Source organism: Nocardioides sp. B129/18, from assembly GCF_055282735.1.
Genome location: NZ_JBUZJI010000029.1, coordinates 1 through 19,306, shown reverse-complemented (window position 1 = coordinate 19,306; position 19,306 = coordinate 1). Strand labels below are relative to the sequence as shown.

The following is a 19,306-nucleotide window of genomic DNA, read 5'->3' as shown; positions in this document are numbered from 1 at the left end:
CATAACCGGATTTGCGGATGACTCTTGACGACAGCCACCGGACACCCCCTACAGTCCCCGGCATGACTCCGGCCGCCGCTCCGCCGCCCCGCGACGACGGCGCCCGCACGCCTCCGCCGGGCTCCACGGCCTCCCTGCGCGGGGCCAACCAGCGCCGCGTGCTCGGGGTGCTCCAGGGCGCCGCCGGCACCGAGGCGCTCAGCCAGGCGGCGCTGGCGCGCGAGACCGGCCTGGCGCCGGCCACGGTGTCGAACATCGTGCGCGACCTCCAGGCCGCCGAGCTGGTCGAGACCACCGTCGGCGCGGGCCGTCGCGGCACCACCGTGCGGATCGCCCGCAGCGCGGGGCTGGTGGCCGGCATCGACGTCGGCCACCGACACGCGCGGGTCGTCGTCGGCGACCTCACCGGCGAGGTGCTCGCCCACGACCGGCGTCCACTCGAGTCCGCGCATCCCAGCGAGGAGGGCCTCGACCTCGTCGCCACCATGCTCGACGGCCTGGTGGCCGACCTCGGCGTCGACGTCGGCGAGGTCCGTTCGATCGGCCTGGGCCTGCCCGCCCCGATCGCCCGCACGCCCGACGGCGGCGAGGTCGTGATGGAGTCGGCGATCCTGCCCGGCTGGGTCGGCCTCGACGCCCGCAAGGTCGCCCAGGAGCGGTTCGCCGCACCCGTCCACGTCGACAACGACGCCAACCTCGGCGCGCTCGCCGAGCACACCCGCGGCGCCGGCGTCGGCCACCAGACCATGGCCTTCGTGAAGGTCTCCTCCGGCATCGGCTCGGGCCTGATCATCGGCGGCGAGCCGTTCCGCGGCGCCCTCGGCACCGCCGGCGAGGTGGGCCACCTGACCCTCGACGAGCAGGGCCCGATGTGCCGGTGCGGCAGCCGCGGCTGCCTGGAGGCCTACGCCTCCGTCGCCTCCATCGAGACCATGCTCGACGCCCAGCTGCCCGGCGGGTTCGACGCCGCCGTCACCGCCGCCGCGGAGGGCCACGTCGTCGCCGCGCGAGCCTTCGAGGACGCCGGCCTCCACCTGGGCTGGGGCCTGGCGATGCTGGCGAACCTGGTCAACCCCAGCGCCATCGTCGTCGGCGGCGACCTCGCCCGCGCCGGCGACGTCGTCCTCGACTGGGTGCGCGTGGGCCTGCGCCGGCACGCCCTGGCCTCGGTGGCCCAGGACACCGTCATCGCCGCGAGCACCCTCGGCGACCGCGCCTCGGCCATCGGCGCCCTCGTGCTGGCCGTGCGCAGCGTCGACCTCATCCCCGCCGCCGGACTGGGCTGAGACCCCGGCCCCGTTTCGCGGACTCCGACCTCGCCGGGTCACACTTCAGGCACACTGATCGGGGCGCCCCGGTCGATCCGCTCGACCAGAGCGGCCCCGCCGTCCCGGCACGTCGTCTCGGAGGTCCCTCGATGCACCAGCGCGGCATCCTGGCGTGGTGGGCCGGCGCGGCCGCCGTGCTCGGCCTGCTGATCGTCGGCGGTCCCCTGGCGCACCTGCTCACCAGCCCGCCGCCCGTGCTCCGCTCGGACGTCTCGGCGGTCGGGCCGAACGGCGCCGCCGCGGGCCAGGCCCAGCCCGCCGGTCAGGGCAGCGTCGGCACGGCGACGCCGCTGCGCTCCGACGGCGGCACCGCCGCCCCCGCTCCCACGGAGGCGCCGCCGACGGCCGCGCCCACCGGCGGCGTCGCCCGCACCTGGCTCACCGGCAGCGCGCTGGGCAGCCGCATCGGCGGGTTCTCCTACCGCTGGTTCGAGGACGGTCACATCGAGCCCGACCCCGCCTGGGTGCGCGCCAACATCGTCACCGCGAGCGTGCCGATCCTCGGGCAGGTCACCTGCCACCGGATGATCGTCCCGCAGCTGCGGGCCGCGCTCGCCGAGGTGCGGCGCGAGGGCCTGGCGTCCCTGATCCGGGTCGGCGAGTACGCCGGCTGCTACAACCCGCGGTTCATCGACCGCGACCCCTCGCGTCCGCTCTCGCTGCACGCCTTCGGCATCGCCTTCGACCTCAACACCTCGACCAACCAGCTCGGCACGAAGGGCGACATGGACCCGCGCATCGTCGCGATCATGAACCGCTGGGGCTTCGCGTGGGGCGGGGCCTGGACCAAGCGTCCCGACCCCATGCACTTCGAGCTCTACGCCCTCAAGCCGACGTCCTGATCCTCAGACGACGACCTCGAACCGCATGCCCGCGGCGATCAGTCGTGCCAGCAGGGCCTCGCCCATCGCCTGGGCGGTGGTGACGCAGCCGGCCGTGGCGGGGTTCTCGTCGAAGGCCAGGCTCAGCGCCGACTCGGCGAGCATCTTCGCGGTCTCGTCGTAGCCGGGGTCGCCGCCGGAGACCCGGGTGTGGAGCGTGCGGCCGTCGGCCTCGGCGACGAGGTCGACGGTGAACCAGGACTTCGCGCGGCGCCCGGCCGAGGGTCCCTCGCCCTGCTTGACGCGGGAGAGCAGCGCCTTGCGCAGCGGCGGCACCTGGGCGGCGAAGGCCAGGGCGCTGACGCCGACGACGCCACCCGCGGCGTACCGCAGCGTCTGGACGCCGGCGAAGTGGCTGTAGGTGAACTGGGGGCCGTAGGCCTCGAGCGCGGCGGCGCTGCGGACGACGACCTGCGGGTCGATCGTCGGCAGCGGCAGGAGCCAGTAGCCGAGCAGGGAGTCGCGCTGCGGACGCCCCTGGACGGCCCGCACCGAGCGACCCTCCGGACGCGGCTCGAGCGCCCGCCGGGCCTTGAGGGCGGCGCTCATCTGCTTGGCCCGCGAGAACGCGCCGAGCGCGGAGTGGAAGGTGCCGCCGGAGAAGGTGGCGTTGCTGCGCACGACGCCGCGCACGGCCACCGGGCCCGACGCCTTGAGCTCGCGGACGGTGTAGAGCACGCCGAGGTCGTGCGGGATGGAGTCGAAGCCGCAGGCGTGGACGATGCGCGCGCCGCTGGCGGCGGCCGTGGCGTGGTGGCGGGCGTACATCGTGTCGACGAACTCGGGCTCGCCGGTGAGGTCGACGTAGTCGGTGCCGGCGGCGGCACAGGCGGCGACGAGCGGCTCGCCGTGCTGGAGGTAGGGGCCCACCGTGGTGGCGACGACCTTGGTGCGCTCGGCGACGGCGGCCAGCGAGGCGGGGTCCGCGGCGTCGGCGGTGAGCAGCGGCAGCTCGGCCAGGGCCGGGTCGAGCCGGGCGAGGCGCTCGCGCACGGCCTCGAGCCGGGCGGCGTTGCGGCCGACCAGCGCCCACCGCAGGCCGGCGGGACCGTGCTGGGCGAGGTACTCGGCGGTGAGGCCGCCGGTGAAGCCGGTGGCGCCGAACAGGACCAGGTCGAACTCGCGGTCGCTCATGGCGTCATCCAACCACCGCGGGCCCCGGCCGGACACGGCCGTCCGGCGTAGGCTCGAGGCATGTGCCGCAACATCCGCCAGCTCCACAACTTCGAGCCGCCGGCCACCGACGACGAGGTCGGCGCGGCGGCCCTGCAGTACGTCCGCAAGATCGCCGGCACCACCGCCCCGTCCCGGGCCAACCAGGCGGCCTTCGACGCCGCCGTCGCCGCGATCGCGGCCAGCACCCGCGAGCTGGTCGACGCCCTCGTCACCGCCGCGCCGCCGAAGGACCGCGAGGTCGAGGCCGAGCGGGCCCGCGCCCGGGCGGCGGTCCGGTACGGCCGGTGACCGCCGAGGTCACCGCGGCCACCGAGGCCGCCTCGGTGCGCGCCGTCACCGGCGCCAGCCTGCCGCGCGAGCCGGAGGCCGCCGACCCCGCGCGTCGGGCCGCGGCCCTGGAGCTCCTCGGCGGTCGGCCGCTGGTGGTGCTCACCGGCGCGGGCCTGTCCACCGACTCCGGCATCCCCGACTACCGCGGTCCGGGCGCACCGGCGCGGATGCCGATGACCTTCCAGGAGTTCTGCTCCGGGCCGCAGGCGCGACAGCGCTACTGGGCGCGCAGCCACGTCGGCTGGGGGCGGATGCGCCAGGCCGACCCGAACGCCGGGCACCGCGCGGTCGCCGCGCTCGACGCCGCGCTCACCATCACCCAGAACGTCGACGGCCTGCACGAGCGGGCCGGCACCCCGCGGCTGGTCACCCTCCACGGCCGGATCGCCGACGTCGTGTGCCTCTCCTGCCGCGCGATCACGCCGCGGCGCGAGCTGCAGGAGCGCCTGGCGGCGCTCAACCCGACCTGGCTGGAGGAGCACGCCGACGTCGCGGTGCGCCCTGACGGCGACGTCGCGCTGGAGGAGACCGCCGGGTTCGTCGTACCCGACTGCCCCTGCGGGGGCGTCCTCAAGCCCGACGTCGTGTTCTTCGGCGAGACCGTGCCCGCCGAGCGGGTCGCGCGCTGCTACGCCGCGGTCGACGCCCTCGCCGAGGGCGGAGCGCTGCTGGTGGCCGGCTCGAGCCTGGCGGTCATGAGCGGGCTGCGGTTCGTGCGTCGCGCGGCCCGGGCCGGGACGCCCGTGGTGCTGGCCAACCGCGGTCGCACCCGGGGCGACGACGTCGCGACGCTGGCCGTCGAGACCGACTGCACCTCGTTCCTCGAGGAGCTGGTCGACCTCCGCGACTGAGCGGCGTGGCTCAGCGGCGGCTCAGCGGCCGTCGATCTCCCGGCGCCAGGCGGCGAGCATGTCGAGCACCGACTGGGTCGACTCCAGGCCGCGGGACTCCGGGCCGCCGTCGGCGCGCTCGAGGCGCTCGGTGGCCTGCTCGGGGGGCAGGCGGACGCCGCGGTCGAGGACGTAGAGGGTGTCCTCGAGCTCGAAGCGCAGGTCCGCGACGAACGCGGAGTGGTACTCGCCGTCGGCGTCGAGGAGCACGACGTCCTCACCGGGCTCGAGGGCGCGCGTCATCCGGGCCTCGACGTGGCTGACGATCAGGGGGCCGCGCATCGTCGCCAGCTCGGCCCCGGTGTAGGGCAGCTCCACGAGCTCCATGGTGAGAACACACTCCGACATCGCTACGCCCTCCCAGACGTCAGGCACCGACACCCTCCGTGGTGTCCGATGCGTTCATCAGGAGAACGACGACGGATCAGGTCAGGTCACGCGACCGACCGCTGGTCTAGACCGGTCACAGGCGCCGCACGAAGATGTGGTCGGCGGCCTCGGGGACGATCTCGGCGGTCTCGCCGGCGGCGCCCACCAGGACGCCCTCCTCGGTGGCGGCGACCGTGACCGTCTTGTCGGGAAGGGCCCCCACGCGCCGCAGTGCGCTCATGAGGTGCTCGTCCTTCTGCATCTCCTCGGAGATGCGGCGGATCAGGACGCGGCCCTCGCCCGAGCGGGCCGCTGCGGAGAGCGGCTCGACGCCCTCCATGAACCCCTCGGCCTCGGCGCCGTCGCCGAGCTCGGAGAGCCCGGGGATGGGGTTGCCGTAGGGCGAGGTGGTGGGGTGGTCGAGGAGCTCGACGAGCCGCTTCTCGACGGTCTCGGAGATGACGTGCTCCCAGCGGCACGCCTCCTCGTGGACCAGCTCCCACGGCAGGCCGATGACGTCGGTGAGCAGCCGCTCGGCCAGCCGGTGCTTGCGCATGACGCGGGTGGCCAGGCGGCGGCCCTCGTCGGTGAGCTCGAGGTGACGGTCGCCCTCGACGGTGAGCAGCCCGTCGCGCTCCATGCGCGCCACCGTCTGCGAGACCGTCGGGCCGCTCTGGTGGAGGCGCTCGGCGATGCGCGCGCGCAGCGGCACGATGCCCTCCTCGCCCAGCTCGAAGATGGTGCGCAGGTACATCTCGGTGGTGTCGATCAGATCGCTCACGTCTCCCATTGTTGCCTACTCCGGGGACACCGGCGGCCACCGGACGGGAGGGGGACGGCTGGGCCGGGCTGGCAGGGTGGTGCCATGGCCGAGAGTCCCACCGCCGTCCACTGGTTCCGCCGCGACCTGCGCCTCGCCGACAACCCCGCGCTGCTCGCGGCCGCCGAGGACGGCGCGGTGCTGCCGCTGTTCGTGCTCGACGACGCCCTGTGGGGCCCGGCCGGTCCGAGCCGCCGGGCGTACCTGGCGGCGTCCCTGCGCTCGCTGGACGCCTCCCTGCGGCAGCGGCAGACCCGACTGAGCGTCGTGCACGGCGACCCCGTGCGTCGGGTCGTCGAGGCGGCGCGCGCCGTCGGGGCCACCCGGGTGCACGTCGCGGCGGACCACGGCCCCTACGGCGCCCGGCGCGACGCCGCCGTCGAGGAGGCGCTCGACGAGCACGGCCTCGAGCTGGTGCGCACCGGCTCCCCCTACGCGGTGGCGCCCGGCCGGGTGCGCAACGGCTCGGGCGAGCCGTACAAGGTCTTCACCCCCTTCTCCAAGGCCTGGGCCGCCCACGGCTGGCGCGGTCCCGTCGAGGCACCGACGGGCTCGGGCTGGGCGGAGCTCCCCGAGCGCGACCGCGTCGAGATCCCCGACGTCGACCTGCCCGACGGCCTCGCGCTCCCCGAGGCCGGCGAGCGGGCCGCACGCGAGCGGTGGGAGGAGTTCCTCGACGCCGTCGACGACTACGGAGACACCCGGGACCTGCCCGGCGTCGAGGGCACCTCGCGGATGTCGGCGCACCTGAAGTGGGGCGAGATCCACCCGCGCACGATGCTGGCCGACCTCGCCCACCGGCGCAGCGACTCCGCCCACACCTACCGCACCGAGCTGGCCTGGCGGGAGTTCTACGCCGACGTCCTGCACGCCCGGCCCGAGACGGCTCGGGAGTACCTGCGCGCGGAGTACGCGCGCATGGACTACGACGAGCCCGGCCGGCACTTCGAGCGCTGGCAGGAGGGCCGCACCGGCTTCCCGATCGTCGACGCCGGCATGCGGCAGCTGCGCGCCACGGGCTGGATGCACAACCGCGTGCGGATGATCGTCGCGAGCTTCCTGGTCAAGGACCTCCACGTCGAGTGGCAGCACGGCGCGCGCCACTTCATGCACTGGCTCGTCGACGGCGACCTCGCCTCGAACCAGCACGGCTGGCAGTGGACGGCCGGCTGCGGCACCGACGCCGCCCCGTTCTTCCGGGTCTTCAACCCGACCTCCCAGGGCCGCAAGTTCGACCCGAAGGGCGCCTACGTGCGCCGCTGGGTCGAGGAGCTCGCCGACCCCGACCGGGTGCCCGACCCGCACGACCCCGACCGCGACACCCGCGACCTCGTCGCCTACCCGCGCGCGATCGTCGACCACGCCGCGGAGCGCAAGGAGGCGCTGGCCCGCTGGGAGGCCATCCGCTGACCCGCCCGCCCGGGTGGTCGCGCCGGAGCGGATCGTGACAGGATCCGCGCCATGACTTTGAACGATCCAAGCCGGACGTGGTGGCGCGACGCCGTCATCTACCAGGTCTACGTGCGCAGCTTCGCCGACAGCGACGGCGACGGCGTCGGCGACCTGCCCGGCATCACCTCGCGGCTGCCCTACCTGCGCGACCTCGGCGTCGACGCGCTCTGGATCACCCCCTTCTACACCTCGCCGCAGAAGGACCACGGCTACGACGTCGCCGACTACCGCGACGTCGACCCGCTCTTCGGCTCCCTCGAGGACGCCGACGCCCTGCTGGCCCGCGCCCACGAGCTCGGCCTGAAGGTCGTCGTCGACCTCGTGCCCAACCACTCCTCCAGCGAGCACGCCTGGTTCCATGCGGCCCTGGCCGCCGGCCCCGGCTCCCCCGAGCGCGCCCGCTACCTCTTCCGCGAGGGCCGCGGCGTCGACGGCTCCGAGCCGCCCAACAACTGGGCGTCGGTCTTCGGCGGCCCGGCGTGGACCCGCGTCGAGGACGGCGAGTGGTACCTCCACCTCTTCGACTCCTCCCAGCCCGACTTCGACTGGCGCAACCCCGAGGTGGGCGAGCACTTCGAGGAGGTCCTGCGCTTCTGGCTCGACCGCGGCGTCGACGGCTTCCGCGTCGACGTCGCCCACGGCCTGGTCAAGGAGGCCTCGCTGCGCGACCAGATCGTCGCCGAGGGCGAGGTGCCCGTCTCCGGCGCCGACGTCAACGGCACCGAGGAGCGCTCGATGGTCGAGCGCACCCTGCGCGACGAGCCCATGTGGGACCAGCCCGAGGTGCACGACGTCTACCGCCGCTGGCACCGCGTGCTCGCCGAGTACGACGGCGACCGGATGCTCGTCGCCGAGGCCTGGACGCAGACCCCGGAGTCGATGGCGCAGTTCGTGCGCGCCGACGAGATGAGCCAGTCCTTCAACTTCGCCTGGCTGGTCTCGCCGTGGTCGGCGCAGGCCTTCGCCGAGGTCGTCACCGGCACCTTCTCCGCCCTCGCCGAGGTCGGCGCGACGCCGACGTGGGTGCTCAGCAACCACGACGTCATCCGGCACGTGACGCGCTACGGCGGCGGCGCGCAGGGCCTGGCCCGCGCTCGCGCGGCGACCCTGACGATGCTCGGCCTGCCCGGCTCCTCCTACCTCTACCAGGGCGAGGAGCTCGGCCTGGAGCAGGTCGACGTCGAGCCCGCGTTCCGGCAGGACCCCTCCTGGTTCCGCACCGGCGAGGTCGGCCGCGACGGCTGCCGGGTGCCGGTGCCGTGGTCCGGCGACGCCGCGCCCTTCGGCTTCGGGCCGGGCACCGCGCAGCCGTGGCTGCCGCAGCCGGCCGACTGGGCCGGCCTCACCGCCGAGGACCAGGCCGGCGACCCCGCCTCGACCCTCGAGCTCTACCGCCGCACGCTGACCGCGCGCCGCTCGCTGACCGGCGCCTCGGTGGAGATGCTCGACCTCGGCGCCGACGTGCTGGCCTTCCGCCGCGAGGACGTCGTGGTCGTGCTCAACTGCGGCACCAAGCCCGTCACCCTGCCCGCCGGCGAGGTGCTGCTCTCGAGCCTGGCCCCCGACGTCGAGCTCGCGGGCTCGCTGCCCGGCGACGCCGCCGCCTGGGTGCGCGTCTGAGAGGCGACGAGCCCGACCCCGGGTCCGTGACCGGGGTCGGGCTCGTGCGCGTCGTGCGGGTGGTGCCTCAGGCGTCCTGGAGCACCGGCTCGTCGATGTTCAGCGCGGCGTTGTAGGCCGCCAGCTCGTCGACGAAGGCCGACAGCCGGGCGGCGCTCCAGCCGTCGAGCTGCTCGTCGACGACCGCCCGCCGCTGCTGCGAGACGTCCTCCAGTCGCTGCAGGGCGTCGGCGCTGGCCGAGACCAGGTGGGCCCGTCCGTCGGCGGGGTCGGGCGTGCGCTCGAGGAGGCCGAGGTCGATCAGGTGCTGCAGCTGGCGACTGATGGCGCCCTTGTCGATCTGGAAGTGGCACACCAGCGACGACGCCCGCACCGGCCCGCCCTCCGCGACGTGCGCGAGGAGCAGGTAGGAGGAGGACTGCAGCTCGGGGTGCACCGCGCGCGCCCGCTCGGAGATGATCCGGCGCAGGCGGCGCACGAGGCTGCCCACCTCCTGCTCGAGGCGCAGGAGGGAGGCGGCGCGGTCGGGGGCGTCGGTGCTCATCGCGTGGCGATCGTACCGGCCAGCGCGCCGGTGGCCTCGGGAGCGGCGTCGGCGCGCAGCTCGTCCTCGATGCCGTCGGACGCGTCGCCGGACGTGCCGTCGGACCCGTCGGCCAGGTCGTGCGTGGTGCGCAGCGGCACCTCCCTGATGAACAGGACGCAGATCAGGGCGATCGCGGCGAACGGCGTCGCGACGAGGAACAGCTCGCCGAACGACTGGCCGAAGGCCGACTCGAAGACCGCGCGCACCGGAGCCGGGAGGCTGCCGAGGTCGGGGATCTCGTGGCTCTGGTGGCTGTCGCTCTGGACGCCGATCGCGGCGAGGCCGGTGGTTGCCTTGTCGGCGACCCGGTTGCTCAGCAGCGCGCCGAGGACGGCGACGCCGATCGAGCCGCCGAGGGAGCGGAAGAACGCGACGACCGAGCTGGCGGCGCCGAGCTCGCTGAGCGGCACGTTGTTCTGCACCGCGAGGACGAGGTTCTGCATGGTGGCGCCCAGGCCGATGCCGAGGATCGCCATGAAGCCGCCGACGACGAGCAGGCTGGTGGTCTCGTCGATGGTGCCGAGCAGGCCCAGGCCGACGACGACGAGCACCATGCCGCCGACGAGGTAGCGCTTCCAGCGACCGGTCGTGGAGATGATCCGGCCGGTGGTGATGCTGGAGACGAGCAGGCCGCCGACCATCGCGATCGACATCAGGCCGGCGTGGGTGGGGGTCATGCCGCGGGCGGTCTGGAAGTACTGCGAGAGGTAGACCGTGGAGCCGAACATCGCCACGCCGATGAGGATCGAGGCGGTGGTGGCCAGCGCGATCGTGCGGTCGCGGAAGAGGTGCAGCGGGATGATCGGCTCGCGGGCCACGCGGCCCTCGACGTAGAGCGCGGCGGCGAGGACGAGCACGCCGACGGTCACGAGGACGGCGGTGGTGGCCGAGGCCCAGGCGAACTGGTTGCCGGCGAGGCTGACCCACACCAGCAGGAGGCTCACGCCGCCCATCAGCAGGGTGGCGCCGAGGACGTCGACGCTGGGACGCGCCGCTCCGACCGGACGCTGGACGACCGGCAGGTGCAGGGTCTTCTGCAGCAGGACGAAGGCGACCACCGCGATGGGCAGGCCGACGAAGAAGCAGCCGCGCCAGCCCAGGCTGGAGTCGACGATGACGCCGCCGATGAGCGGGCCGGAGACGGTGGCCAGCGCGAAGACCGCGCCGATGTAGCCGGAGTAGCGGCCGCGCTCGCGCGGGGTGACCATCGTGGCGATGACGACCTGCACCAGCGCGGTGAGGCCGCCGACGCCGAGGCCCTGCACGAAGCGGGCGCCGATCAGGGTGCCCATGTTGGGGGCCACGGAGGCGATGACCGAGCCGATCACGTAGATCACCAGGGCGGTCTGGACGAGCACCTTCTTGTCGAAGAGGTCGGCCAGCTTGCCCCACACGGGCGTGGTGGCGGTCATGGCGAGCAGGGTCGCGACGACGACCCAGGTGTAGCCGGTCTGGCTGCCCTGGAGGTCGGAGACGATGCGCGGGAGGGCGTTGGTGACGACGGTGCTGGAGAGCATCGCGACGAACATCGCCAGCAGCAGGCCGGAGAGGGCCTCCAGGATCTGGCGGTGGGTCATCGCGGCGTCGGCCTCGACGGCGGCTGCGCGAGCGGAGTGCGCACCGGCGTGAGCACCGGCGCGGTGCGCGGGGTGCCGGGTGTCTGGCTGGTTCACGGACGTGTCCTTCATGCTGACCATAAGGTTGACTTGGTCAACATTATTCCGCCGACGCCTTCCCTCCCAAACCTCCGATCTGCCGTGAGCTCTCGCGGGGGTCGCGGGCGAGGGGGCTGGAGGCTTCAGCGGCTGGCCGCCGAAGCCTCCAAACCCGCCCCGAGCCGCTCAGCGCGCGGCGACGGCGACCGACGAGCGCGTCGCGATCGCCTGCAGGCGTCCGGCGATCCGGTCCAGCGGCAGGACGTCGTCGGCCAGGCCGGCGCCGACCACGGCGCCGGGCATGCCCCAGACCACCGAGGACTCCTGGTCCTGGGCCACCACGACGCCGCCGGCGTCGGAGATCATCCGGCAGCCCAGCAGGCCGTCGTGCCCCATGCCGGTGAGCACCAGGCCCACGCACCCGCTGCCGTAGACCCCGACCGCGGAGCGGAGCAGCGCGTCGGCCGCGGGACGGCAGAAGTTCTCCTTCTCCTCCTGGTCCAGCGTGGTGACCACGCGGGCCTCCGAGCGCGCCAGGCGCAGGTGGAAGTCGCCCGGGGCCACGAGCACCAGGCCCGGGCGCACGGTCTCGCCGGCCACCGCCTCGCGGACCTCCAGCTCGGAGATCCGGTCGAGGCGCTGGGCGAGCTGGGCGCTGAAGACCGGGGGCATGTGCTGGGCCACGAGGACCGGCAGCGGGAAGGTCGCCGGGAGCGCGCCGAGGACGTGCGAGAGCGCGTCGGGGCCGCCGGTGGAGCAGGCGATGAGCAGCGCGGTCGGACGCGGCAGCGCCGGCGTCGCCCGCACGTGACGCACCGGGGGCGCCGCCGCGACCATGCGGCGGGCGCCGGCCAGCGCCTTGATCCGCGGCACCAGCTCCTCACGCACCCGGGCCATCGAGTCCGCGACGCCGGTGGTGCCCGTGGGCTTGGCGACGTAGTCCGACGCGCCGCGCGAGAGCGCCTGCAAGGTGGCGGCCGCGCCGCGCTCGGTGAGCGTGCTGAACATGATGATCGGCAGCCGCGGATGGGCGGGATGGATGCGCTCGAGGGCGCCGAGCCCGTCCAGGCGCGGCATCTCGACGTCGAGCGTGACGACGTCGGGACGCAGGCGCTCGACCATCTCGACGGCCTCCTCGCCGTCGCAGGCAGTGCCGACCACCTCGATCTCCTCATCGCCCGCGAGGACGGTAGAGATCAGTCGACGCAGCACGGCGGAGTCGTCCACCACGAGAGCCCTGATCATGGTGCAGCCCATCGGCAGGTCCGCGAGCGCACCTGAGCAAACCGGGCCGGGTCCGGGACCGAGGTCCCGAACCGGGCCCGGGTGGAGCAGACCGGCACCGGTTCTCCTCAGGTCGACCCGCTCCCCCACCGATCCTCCCGACGTGATCTCCGAGACCAACTTCGGCTACGTCGCCGACCTGCTGCGTCGGGAGACCGCCATGCTCTGCGAACGGGGCAAGGAGTACCTCGTCGAGGCACGCCTGCTGCCGTTGGCCCGGCAGGCCGGTGATCCCGACGTCGACGCCTACGTCACCCGACTCCGCACGGACGTGCTCGAGCGGGGACGCGCCGTCGACGCCCTCACGATCAACGAGACCTCGTGGTTCCGAGACCTCTCGCCCTACCAGGCCTTCGTCGACGACGTGCTGCCCCAGCTGCTGGCCGCCCGCGTGCACACCCGCCACCTCGACATCTGGTCGGCGGCCTGCTCCAGCGGCCAGGAGGCCTACAGCATCGCGATGCTCCTCGACGAGCACCTGCCGGCGGGCTGGACCGCGCGCATCCACGCGACCGACGTGTCGCCGACGATGGTGGCGCGCGTCAAGGCCGGCCGCTACTCCCAGGTGGAGATGAACCGCGGCATGCCCGCGACCCGGCTCGTGAAGTACTTCCAGCGGGTCGGCAGCGAGTGGGAGGTCGTGGCGCACCTGCGCTCGATGGTCACCACCCAGGTGCTCAACCTGGCGGCGCCCCTGCCCGCGATGCCCGCCTTCGACGTGGTCCTCCTGCGCAACGTGCTCATCTACTTCGACCACGCGACGAAGCAGAGCATCCTCGACCGCGTCCAGCGCGTCATCGCCGACGACGGCGTGCTGATGCTCGGCTCGACCGAGACCACCCTCGACCTCGAGGCCACCTGGACCCGCGAGTCAGCGGGCCCCGGCGGACGGGTCGTGCTCCACCGCCCACGCCACGGACGCGCCGTCGCCCGGCCTTCCCTCTCCACCACGTCGACCCCAGCGGCGAGCCCACACCTCACGCTCAGGACAGGAGCCTGATCCACCATGCACGCTCTGATCATCGACGACTCCCGCACGATGCGCTCGATCCTGAAGCGCATCGTCCACGAGATCGGCTTCGAGACCACCGAGGCCGCCAACGGTCAGGAGGCGCTCGACGCCCTGGAGTCCGGCCTCGTCCCGGACCTCTGCCTCATCGACTGGAACATGCCGCTCATGGACGGCTACACCTTCGTCACCCGGGTCCGCGCGGACCAGCGCTGGCGCTCCATGACGCTGATGATGGTGACCACCGAGAGCGAGCACGGCCAGATCGTGCGCGCCCTCGCCGCCGGCGCCCACGAGTACGTCATCAAGCCGTTCACCGCCGACGCCATCGTCGACAAGCTCGAGCTGCTCGGACTCGTCGTCAAGGAGGTCCCCGCATGATCACGATCGACCAGCCCAGCGTGTCCGACGTCCATGCGGTCGTCGAGGAGGTGTGGACGAGCTTCCTCAGCGTCGAGGAGCCGATCCTGCCCGGCGCGCCGAGCGCGCACCTGGATGACGCCTGGACCGCCGCGATCACCGTCACCGGCGCGTGGGAGGCGATGATCCTCATCGGCCTGCCCGACGCCCTGGCCGGCGTCGTCACCACCAGCATGCTCGGCCTCGACGACGCCGAGCGGCCCAGCACCGAGGACCTCACCGACGCCCTCGGCGAGCTGGTCAACATCGTCGGCGGCGGCGTGAAGTCCCTCATGCCCGGTCCGAGCGTGCTCTCGCTCCCGCTGGTCGCGCAGGGCGCCGTCACCACCTCCTCGAGCCTGGAGGAGGTGTGCGTCGTCGACCTGTCGTGGCACGCGCACCCCGTCCGGGTGTCCATCGCCGTTCCCCGACCTGCCGGAGGCTGAGCCCCGTGAAGATCCTCGTCGTCGACGACTCCCGCGTGATGCGGCAGATCGTCATCCGCACGCTGCGCCAGTCCGGACACGGGGGCCACGACATCGTCGAGGCGGAGAACGGCCGGGAGGCGCTCGAGGTCTGCCTCGCGCAGTCGCCCGACCTCGTGCTCTCCGACTGGAACATGCCCGAGATGAGCGGCATCGACCTGCTGGAGGCCCTGCGCGAGCGAGGCAGCACCGTCCCGTTCGGCTTCGTCACCTCCGAGGGCTCCGAGCTCATGCGCTCGCGCGCCCAGGCGGCCGGCGCCCAGTTCCTCATCGCCAAGCCGTTCACCCCCGAGGCCTTCGACGCCGCCCTGAGCGCGGCGCGGGTGGGCTGAGCCGTGAGCGCCACCGCCGTCGCCCACCTGCCGGCGCCCAAGGAGGTCAAGGACCTCCTCGGGAGCCTGCTGGACAAGCCGGTGAGCCTGCGCCCGGGCCCGCCGTTCGCCGTCAGCCCGCTCTACCCCGCGAGCATCGCGACGTTCGTCGACGACTCGCTGGTGGTGCGGGCCGTCGTCGCGCTCGACCTGCCGCTCTCGGCGTTCCTCGGCTCCGCGCTCGCACTGGTGCCGCTGGCCGGCGCCGACGCCGCCATCGAGGAGCAGCGGCTCAGCGAGCCGATCGCCGAGGCCCTGCACGAGGTGTTCAACGTGCTGGCCTCGCTGTTCAACGTCGGCGAGGCCGCCCACGTGCGGCTCTACCAGGCCACCCCGGCCGGCGAGCCGCTCGCCGCGGACGCCCGCAGCCGCACCCAGATCCTGGGCCGCCGCGAGGACCTCGTCGTCGACATCACCGGCTACGGCACCGGCCGCCTGGCGATCGTGCTGTGCTGACCTGACCTGCGCCACCCGCGAGCCCCGAGGACCCCACGGTCCCCGGGGCTCGCGTCGTTCCCGGGGAGCGCGTCGACCCCCGGGGGCGCACACCGGTCGGGAGAACTCCTCAGGTGCCCCCGGGGATGGCCGATCAGACCCCCGAGCGAGGACTGCTCACCACCGCCGACGGACCGGCACCCGCCTCTGCGCATCCGCAGAGGGACGCCCCTCAGCACCCCGTGCTGACTCGTCCGTCGGAGGTCCGATCCCGTGTCCGTCCCCCTCTACGCCGCCAGCGACGCCGTCTCCTCGGTGCTCGGCTACGCGCTCGACGGCCTCTCGCAGCGGCAGAACGTCATCGCGAACAACATCGCGAACGTCGACACCCCGGACTTCCGCTCCACCACCGTCGACTTCGAGTCGACGCTGCAGGCGGCCCTCAGCGGCGGCGACGTCCAGCAGCAGCTGGCCGGCGCCTCGCCCGCGCTGCTGGCCACCGACACCCCGGTGGGCGCCAACGGCAACAACGTCGACCTGCGCAAGGAGACGCTCGCCGCGATGCAGTCGCAGTTCCAGTACCAGATGGTGGCGCGTGCGGTGACCGACCGCTTCGACCTCGTCAAGACCGTGGCCGGAGCCGTGTGATGGGGGCCTTCGACGCGCTCAGCATCGCCAACACCGGCCTGGGCTTCCACCAGACCTGGCTCGACACGCTGTCGTACAACATCGCCAACATCAACACCGTCCGCCCGACGTCGCAGAACGCCTTCCAGGCCCAGATGCTCGTCGCCCAGCCCAAGGCCGGCGGCCAGGGCGTCGAGGTCGGCGGACTCGCCTACACCGACCCCGCGGGCATGATCGTCAACGACCCCGACAGCCCCCTGGCCGACGCGAACGGCAACGTCCGCGCGCCCGCCACCGACATGTCCTCGCAGATGTCGGAGCTGATCATGGCCCAGCGCGGCTTCCAGGCCAGCGCGCAGGTCACCAAGTACGCGCAGGACACCTACTCCACCGCCATCGGGATCGGCAGCCGATGAGCGTCGGCGGCATCGAGGCGGTCGGCGGGTTCACCCCGCTGCAGCCCACCCAGGTGCAGGCGCCGGCCGGCCCGTCCCAGGCGAAGGCGGCCTCCGGGCCCGACTTCGGCAGCCTCGTGGCCGACGGCCTCGACCGGCTCGACGGCATCCAGCGCACCAGCGACGGCCTCGCGGTCCAGGCCGCGAGCGGCACGCTCACCAACCTCCACGACTACACCATCGCCGCCACCCAGGCGGCCGTCACGACGCAGGTCACCGTCGCCGTGCGGAACAAGGCCGTCGAGGCGTTCAACGAGATCATGCGGATGCAGGTCTGATGAAGGACACGATCACGCGCACGCTCGCGCGCTACCGCCAGCAGTTCGGCGCGTTCACGCCCGGCCAGAAGGTCGTCGCGATCGTCGGCACGCTCGCCCTCGTCCTCGGTGGCTTCATGGTCTACCGCTGGGCCTCGACGCCGTCGTACTCGCCGCTGTACTCCAACCTCTCCGCGGCCGACGCCTCGGCGATCACCCAGGAGCTCGACAGCGCCGGCGTCCCCTACCAGCTCGCCGACGGCGGCGACACGATCATGGTGCCGAAGGACTCCGTGCCCCAGGCGCGGCTCGACGTCGCCAGCAAGGGCCTGCCGTCCTCGAGCAAGGCCGGCACCGACCCGTTCAAGAGCAGCGGCATCGCCAGCTCGGACTTCGAGCAGCAGACCAACGTGCGGATGGCGCTGGAGAGCGACCTGGCCGGCACCATCGAGCACATCGACGGCATCTCGACGGCCGTGGTGCACCTGGCGATCCCCGAGAAGCAGGCCTTCTCCGACACCCAGGACCCCACCACCGCCTCGGTGCTCGTGCAGACCGACCCCGGCGCGAGCCTGTCGGCCGGCCAGGTGCAGACGATCGTCCAGCTGGTCTCCTCCAGCGTCGACGGCCTGGACCCCAAGAACGTCTCCGTCGCCGACGCGACCGGCAAGGTCTACACCAGCCCCGGCGCCGACGGCTCGGACCCGATGCAGCAGGACCAGCAGGTCTCCGCGGTGCAGCAGGACCTGCAGAACAAGCTGCAGGCGATGCTCGACCGCGTCGTCGGCCCGGGCAACTCCACCGTGCAGGTGACGCCGGTGCTCGACTTCGACAAGAAGACGACCGACACCACCACCTACACCCCCGACACCAAGAACCCGGTGTCCTCGGAGTCGAGCAGCTCGGAGACCTACACCGGCCCGGGCGCGGCCAGCGCCGCCGGCGGCGTCGTCGGCCCCGACGGCCAGATGGACACCACCGGCGCCACGGGCAGCTCGGCGTCGAAGTACGACAAGAAGGGCACCACCCAGGACCGTGCGGTCGGCAGCACGGTGGAGCACACGGTGAGCACGCCGGGCCAGATCAAGACGCTGCACGTCGGCGTCGCGCTCGACGCCGCCGCCACCAAGAACGTGCAGGCCTCCGCCATCCAGGCGCTCATCGCCTCCACCGCGGGCGTGAACACCCAGCGCGGCGACACCATCACGGTCTCCCAGCTGCCCTTCGACCGCTCCTCGGAGACCTCCGCGGCCGCCGAGCTCAAGGCGGCGGCCGCCGCGAAGGCCTCGGCCTCGCGCAACGACATGATCCGCAAGGGCGTGCTCGGGCTCCTCGTCGTCCTCATGCTGGTGCTCGCCGCCCTCAAGGGCCGCAAGCGCGCCAAGCAGCGCGAGGAGGCGACCAGCTACGTCGTCGAGCAGCTGCGCGAGCAGGCGGCCGCCCAGGCCGCGCTCGAGCAGAGCAACGCCCTGGCCCTCGAGGCCCCCGAGCACACGCCGGAGGACGACATGCGCGACGAGCTCTCCTCGCTCATCGAGCGTCAACCCGAGGACGTCGCCGCGCTGCTGCGCGGCTGGCTGACGGAGCGCTGAGCCATGGCCACCACGCTCACCGGCGCCGGCGCCCGCAAGGCGGCCGTCCTCCTCGTCCAGCTCGGCAAGTCCAAGGCCGCCAACGTCCTGGCCCACCTCTCGGAGAACGAGGTCGAGGCGATCAGCAGCGAGATCGCCCGGCTCGACGCCGTCAGCCAGGGCGAGGCCGGCGCGGTCCTCCAGGAGTTCCACGACATGATGACCGCGCGCGGTCACATCGCCCGCGGCGGCCTCGGCTTCGCCCAGCAGGTGCTGGAGCAGACCATGGGCGCCGAGCGCGCCGCGCAGATCATCGAGCGGCTCCACGCCGCCGCGATCCAGATGCCCTTCCAGTTCCTGCACCAGGCCGACCCGGCCCAGCTGCGCTCGTTCATCGTCGACGAGCACCCGCAGGTGATCGCGCTGGTCCTCTCGCACATGACGCCGGACAAGGCCTCGCTGCTCCTCTCCGGCCTCCCGCCGGAGCAGCAGGCGCAGGTGGCCCACCGCATCGCCGTCATGGACCGCACCTCGCCCGACATCGTCCGCGCCGTGGAGTCGACGCTGGAGCGCAAGCTCTCCTCGATGCTGCAGCCCTCGGACATGTCGCGCGTCGGCGGCCTCGACCCGCTGGTGAACATCATCAACTGCTCCGACCGTGCCACCGAGCGTCAGATCATCGAAGGCCTCGAGGCGCTCGACGGCGCGCTGGCCGAGGAGATCCGCAGCCGGATGTTCATGTTCGAGGACATCGTCCACATCGACGACAAGTCGATGCAGATGGTGCTGCGCCAGGTCGACACCGGCCAGCTCGCCCTCGCGCTCAAGGGCGTCCCGGACCCCGTCCGCGACAAGGTCACCGGCAACCTCTCCACGCGCGCCGCGGAGGGCCTCGTCGAGGAGATCGAGCTGCTCGGCCCCGTGCGCCTGAGCCAGGTCGAGGAGGCCCAGCAGGCCGTCATCCGCACCATCCGCCAGCTCGAGGAGCGCGGCGAGATCATGGTCCGACGCGGAGGCGACAGTGACTTCGTCGAGTGAGCGGGTGCTGCGCGGCGACAGCGCCGTCGCCGTCGCCACCCTCGCCACCCCCGACCTGCGCTCCGGCTCCTGGACGAGGCTGGGCGACGAGCGGGTGCTCGGCGACGCCGTCACCGAGCACTCCCTGGCCGGCCTCGCCGAGAGCACCCGGGCCGCCGCCCAGGCGCAGGGCTACGCCGTCGGCTGGGCCGAGGGACGCCGCGCCGCCGCCGAGCTCGCCGCCGAGGCCGACCGCGCCGCCGCCGAGGCGCACGCGGCCGCCGAGGAG

Annotated in this window: 23 protein-coding genes; 17 read left to right on the top strand and 6 right to left on the bottom strand. The window is 73.3% G+C overall.

Annotated elements, in window-relative coordinates; all coding sequences use genetic code 11:
- The first annotated feature begins 62 nt into the window (after positions 1-62).
- Together ACZDWJ_RS16990 and ACZDWJ_RS16985 are read left to right on the top strand one after the other, a co-directional pair.
- The gene (locus ACZDWJ_RS16990; RefSeq protein WP_463522859.1) at positions 63-1,286 is read left to right on the top strand and encodes an ROK family transcriptional regulator; all 1,224 of its coding nucleotides are present in this window, start codon (positions 63-65) and stop codon (positions 1,284-1,286) included.
- Positions 1,287-1,417: 131 nt separating this feature from the next.
- Positions 1,418-2,170 (top strand): M15 family metallopeptidase, encoded by a 753-nt coding sequence (locus ACZDWJ_RS16985; protein WP_463522857.1) that lies wholly within the window; start codon positions 1,418-1,420, stop codon positions 2,168-2,170.
- A 3-nt stretch (positions 2,171-2,173) separates the two neighbouring features.
- On the opposite strand, the gene ACZDWJ_RS16980 is transcribed toward ACZDWJ_RS16985, so the two are convergent.
- The gene (locus ACZDWJ_RS16980) at positions 2,174-3,343 is read right to left on the bottom strand and encodes a saccharopine dehydrogenase family protein (RefSeq protein ID WP_463522855.1); all 1,170 of its coding nucleotides are present in this window, start codon (positions 3,341-3,343) and stop codon (positions 2,174-2,176) included.
- A 60-nt stretch (positions 3,344-3,403) separates the two neighbouring features.
- Between ACZDWJ_RS16980 and ACZDWJ_RS16975 the strand changes: the two genes are divergently transcribed.
- Entirely contained in the window at positions 3,404-3,673 is a 270-nt protein-coding gene (locus ACZDWJ_RS16975; RefSeq protein WP_463522853.1) for a DUF2277 domain-containing protein, read from the top strand.
- Positions 3,670-4,566 carry a Sir2 family NAD-dependent protein deacetylase gene (locus ACZDWJ_RS16970; protein ID WP_463522851.1) on the top strand — a complete coding sequence of 299 codons (897 nt, stop codon included), beginning with the start codon at positions 3,670-3,672 and terminating at the stop codon, positions 4,564-4,566. The genes ACZDWJ_RS16975 and ACZDWJ_RS16970 overlap by 4 nt, the downstream gene beginning before the upstream one ends.
- Positions 4,567-4,587: 21 nt before the next feature.
- Here the strand turns inward: ACZDWJ_RS16970 and ACZDWJ_RS16965 are convergent, their stop codons facing one another.
- Positions 4,588-4,923, bottom strand: a complete 336-nt coding sequence (locus tag ACZDWJ_RS16965; protein ID WP_463522849.1) for a hypothetical protein — start codon at positions 4,921-4,923, stop codon at positions 4,588-4,590.
- A 145-nt stretch (positions 4,924-5,068) separates the two neighbouring features.
- A complete protein-coding gene (locus tag ACZDWJ_RS16960; protein ID WP_463522847.1) occupies positions 5,069-5,755 on the bottom strand; it encodes a metal-dependent transcriptional regulator in 687 nt (228 codons plus the stop codon).
- 84 nt (positions 5,756-5,839) lie between these two features.
- On the opposite strand from ACZDWJ_RS16960, the gene ACZDWJ_RS16955 reads away from it, so the two are divergent.
- Complete coding sequence (locus tag ACZDWJ_RS16955) at positions 5,840-7,204, top strand: cryptochrome/photolyase family protein (RefSeq protein ID WP_463522845.1); 1,365 nt, start codon at positions 5,840-5,842, stop codon at positions 7,202-7,204.
- Between the two features lie 51 nt (positions 7,205-7,255).
- Complete coding sequence (locus ACZDWJ_RS16950) at positions 7,256-8,866, top strand: glycoside hydrolase family 13 protein (protein WP_463522843.1); 1,611 nt, start codon at positions 7,256-7,258, stop codon at positions 8,864-8,866.
- Positions 8,867-8,933: 67 nt separating this feature from the next.
- On the opposite strand, the gene ACZDWJ_RS16945 is transcribed toward ACZDWJ_RS16950, so the two are convergent.
- The 3 genes from ACZDWJ_RS16945 to ACZDWJ_RS16935 all read right to left on the bottom strand — a co-directional run bounded on the left by ACZDWJ_RS16945 (position 8,934) and on the right by ACZDWJ_RS16935 (position 12,334).
- Positions 8,934-9,410 (bottom strand): MarR family winged helix-turn-helix transcriptional regulator, encoded by a 477-nt coding sequence (locus ACZDWJ_RS16945; RefSeq protein ID WP_463522841.1) that lies wholly within the window; start codon positions 9,408-9,410, stop codon positions 8,934-8,936.
- The gene (locus ACZDWJ_RS16940; RefSeq protein ID WP_463522839.1) at positions 9,407-11,125 is read right to left on the bottom strand and encodes an MDR family MFS transporter; all 1,719 of its coding nucleotides are present in this window, start codon (positions 11,123-11,125) and stop codon (positions 9,407-9,409) included. The genes ACZDWJ_RS16945 and ACZDWJ_RS16940 overlap by 4 nt, the downstream gene beginning before the upstream one ends.
- Before the next feature lie 168 nt (positions 11,126-11,293).
- On the bottom strand, positions 11,294-12,334 hold the full coding sequence (locus ACZDWJ_RS16935; protein WP_463522837.1) for a protein-glutamate methylesterase/protein-glutamine glutaminase: 1,041 nt from the start codon (positions 12,332-12,334) through the stop codon (positions 11,294-11,296).
- Positions 12,335-12,494: 160 nt separating this feature from the next.
- Here ACZDWJ_RS16935 and ACZDWJ_RS16930 point away from each other — a divergent pair, with 160 nt between their 5' ends.
- From ACZDWJ_RS16930 to ACZDWJ_RS16880, 11 genes are all read left to right on the top strand, one after another.
- The gene (locus tag ACZDWJ_RS16930) at positions 12,495-13,391 is read left to right on the top strand and encodes a CheR family methyltransferase (RefSeq protein ID WP_463522835.1); all 897 of its coding nucleotides are present in this window, start codon (positions 12,495-12,497) and stop codon (positions 13,389-13,391) included.
- Positions 13,392-13,397: 6 nt separating this feature from the next.
- The gene (locus tag ACZDWJ_RS16925; protein WP_463522833.1) at positions 13,398-13,781 is read left to right on the top strand and encodes a response regulator; all 384 of its coding nucleotides are present in this window, start codon (positions 13,398-13,400) and stop codon (positions 13,779-13,781) included.
- Positions 13,778-14,245 carry a chemotaxis protein CheX gene (locus ACZDWJ_RS16920; RefSeq protein ID WP_463522831.1) on the top strand — a complete coding sequence of 156 codons (468 nt, stop codon included), beginning with the start codon at positions 13,778-13,780 and terminating at the stop codon, positions 14,243-14,245. Before ACZDWJ_RS16925 ends, ACZDWJ_RS16920 begins: the two co-directional genes overlap by 4 nt.
- A gap of 5 nt (positions 14,246-14,250) precedes the next feature.
- A complete protein-coding gene (locus ACZDWJ_RS16915) occupies positions 14,251-14,616 on the top strand; it encodes a response regulator (protein WP_463522829.1) in 366 nt (121 codons plus the stop codon).
- A gap of 3 nt (positions 14,617-14,619) precedes the next feature.
- Positions 14,620-15,111, top strand: coding sequence for a hypothetical protein (locus tag ACZDWJ_RS16910; RefSeq protein ID WP_463522827.1), 492 nt, complete (start codon positions 14,620-14,622; stop codon positions 15,109-15,111).
- Between the two features lie 252 nt (positions 15,112-15,363).
- The gene (gene flgB / locus ACZDWJ_RS16905) at positions 15,364-15,738 is read left to right on the top strand and encodes a flagellar basal body rod protein FlgB (protein ID WP_463522825.1); all 375 of its coding nucleotides are present in this window, start codon (positions 15,364-15,366) and stop codon (positions 15,736-15,738) included.
- Positions 15,738-16,133: a flagellar basal body rod protein FlgC gene (locus ACZDWJ_RS16900; protein ID WP_463522823.1), complete on the top strand. Its 396-nt coding sequence runs from the start codon at positions 15,738-15,740 to the stop codon at positions 16,131-16,133. The genes flgB and ACZDWJ_RS16900 overlap by 1 nt, the downstream gene beginning before the upstream one ends.
- Positions 16,130-16,450 (top strand): flagellar hook-basal body complex protein FliE, encoded by a 321-nt coding sequence (fliE, locus tag ACZDWJ_RS16895; RefSeq protein WP_463522821.1) that lies wholly within the window; start codon positions 16,130-16,132, stop codon positions 16,448-16,450. The genes ACZDWJ_RS16900 and fliE overlap by 4 nt, the downstream gene beginning before the upstream one ends.
- Positions 16,450-18,021 carry a flagellar basal-body MS-ring/collar protein FliF gene (gene fliF / locus ACZDWJ_RS16890; protein WP_463522819.1) on the top strand — a complete coding sequence of 524 codons (1,572 nt, stop codon included), beginning with the start codon at positions 16,450-16,452 and terminating at the stop codon, positions 18,019-18,021. The genes fliE and fliF overlap by 1 nt, the downstream gene beginning before the upstream one ends.
- A 3-nt stretch (positions 18,022-18,024) precedes the next feature.
- Entirely contained in the window at positions 18,025-19,038 is a 1,014-nt protein-coding gene (gene fliG, locus ACZDWJ_RS16885; RefSeq protein ID WP_463522817.1) for a flagellar motor switch protein FliG, read from the top strand.
- The coding region (locus tag ACZDWJ_RS16880; protein ID WP_463522815.1) for a hypothetical protein at positions 19,022-19,306 on the top strand (285 nt) is incomplete at its 3' end. The genes fliG and ACZDWJ_RS16880, both read left to right, overlap by 17 nt.

Coding starts and splice junctions, on each gene's coding strand:
- ACZDWJ_RS16900 (WP_463522823.1), top strand. CDS start 15,738: ATGGGGGCCTTCGACGCGCTCAGCATCGCCAACACCGGCCTGGGCTTC.
- ACZDWJ_RS16975 (WP_463522853.1), top strand. CDS start 3,404: ATGTGCCGCAACATCCGCCAGCTCCACAACTTCGAGCCGCCGGCCACC.
- ACZDWJ_RS16985 (WP_463522857.1), top strand. CDS start 1,418: ATGCACCAGCGCGGCATCCTGGCGTGGTGGGCCGGCGCGGCCGCCGTG.
- ACZDWJ_RS16980 (WP_463522855.1), bottom strand. CDS start 3,343: ATGAGCGACCGCGAGTTCGACCTGGTCCTGTTCGGCGCCACCGGCTTC.
- fliG (WP_463522817.1), top strand. CDS start 18,025: ATGGCCACCACGCTCACCGGCGCCGGCGCCCGCAAGGCGGCCGTCCTC.
- ACZDWJ_RS16955 (WP_463522845.1), top strand. CDS start 5,840: ATGGCCGAGAGTCCCACCGCCGTCCACTGGTTCCGCCGCGACCTGCGC.
- fliE (WP_463522821.1), top strand. CDS start 16,130: ATGAGCGTCGGCGGCATCGAGGCGGTCGGCGGGTTCACCCCGCTGCAG.
- ACZDWJ_RS16945 (WP_463522841.1), bottom strand. CDS start 9,410: ATGAGCACCGACGCCCCCGACCGCGCCGCCTCCCTCCTGCGCCTCGAG.
- ACZDWJ_RS16990 (WP_463522859.1), top strand. CDS start 63: ATGACTCCGGCCGCCGCTCCGCCGCCCCGCGACGACGGCGCCCGCACG.
- ACZDWJ_RS16925 (WP_463522833.1), top strand. CDS start 13,398: ATGCACGCTCTGATCATCGACGACTCCCGCACGATGCGCTCGATCCTG.
- ACZDWJ_RS16920 (WP_463522831.1), top strand. CDS start 13,778: ATGATCACGATCGACCAGCCCAGCGTGTCCGACGTCCATGCGGTCGTC.
- ACZDWJ_RS16950 (WP_463522843.1), top strand. CDS start 7,256: ATGACTTTGAACGATCCAAGCCGGACGTGGTGGCGCGACGCCGTCATC.
- fliF (WP_463522819.1), top strand. CDS start 16,450: ATGAAGGACACGATCACGCGCACGCTCGCGCGCTACCGCCAGCAGTTC.